At 40.0% G+C, this 930-nt stretch carries 2 protein-coding genes; both read right to left on the bottom strand.

The genetic code is table 11. From position 1 onward, the window contains the following. A partial coding sequence (locus tag A9G45_RS08265) for a DDE-type integrase/transposase/recombinase (protein WP_065566564.1) occupies positions 1-676 on the bottom strand: 676 nt, incomplete at its 3' end. Further along, positions 676-843 carry a transposase gene (locus tag A9G45_RS08270; protein WP_081302283.1) on the bottom strand — a complete coding sequence of 56 codons (168 nt, stop codon included), beginning with the start codon at positions 841-843 and terminating at the stop codon, positions 676-678. The genes A9G45_RS08265 and A9G45_RS08270, both read right to left, overlap by 1 nt. Between the last annotated feature and the right edge of the window lie 87 nt (positions 844-930).

A 930-nucleotide genomic window follows, 5' to 3' on the forward strand; every position in this document is an offset into this window, starting at 1 on the left:
CAGTGCGATAGGTACGATTAAATCGTTCAATATAGCCATTTTGATAAGGGCTACCGGGCTGGATATAATCAATGGTTATACCATGTAATTTAGCCCAGTTGGTAAAGGTTTTTTCTGTAAATTCTGGCCCATTATCGACCCGTATTTTTAATGGATACCCATGATATTCGGCCAGTTTATCTAAGTAACGGGTAATCCTTCCTGCGGGTAAGCTTACTGCAATATCAATCCCTAACGCCTCACGATTAAAGTCATCGATGACATTGAATGTTCTAAAGCGACGTTGATTACGGCTACTGTCACTCATAAAATCCATTGACCAACATTCACCTTGTTTATTGGGGACTAATAACCTTTCCGGGCATCGTGGAGGAATACGTTTTTTACGCTTTACCCAGAGATTAAGCTTTAATTCACAATACACCCGATATACCCGTTTATGATTCCATTGATAGCCGAGCTTTCTGATACGATGAAAACACTTAGGAAAGCCCCAGCGTAAATGCCTATCTGTAATAGCATTCAACACCGAAACAATCACCGAGTCATCCTGCAACTTAGGTTGATAATAGTAAGCACAACGACTTAAACCAACAATGGCACAACTCATAACAATAGTAACTGAATGATTTTGTTGTAGTTGCTGTGCCCACGTTTTACGTGCCTTTGTGGGCACTAAAGCTTTTTTATGATTTCTTCCTGAAGCTGGGATTTTAAGCTCAGTTCGGCAAACATCTGTTTAAGCTTGCGGTTTTCAGCCTCAAGCTCCTTTAAGCGTTTGATATCCGACGTTTCCATTCCGCTGTATTTTTCTCGCCATTTATAGAAAGTTGAATTACCCATGCCCTATTTACGGCACAGCTCTTTAACGGGAATACTTGCCTCTGCTTCTTTTAAAATAGCTACGATTTGATGTTCAGTCTTTTTTTT

The sequence above is a fragment of the Gilliamella sp. HK2 genome, from assembly GCF_001690265.1.
GTDB classification, from domain to species: Bacteria; Pseudomonadota; Gammaproteobacteria; order Enterobacterales; family Orbaceae; genus Gilliamella; species Gilliamella apicola_C.

Coding starts and splice junctions, on each gene's coding strand:
- A9G45_RS08270 (WP_081302283.1), bottom strand. CDS start 843: ATGGGTAATTCAACTTTCTATAAATGGCGAGAAAAATACAGCGGAATG.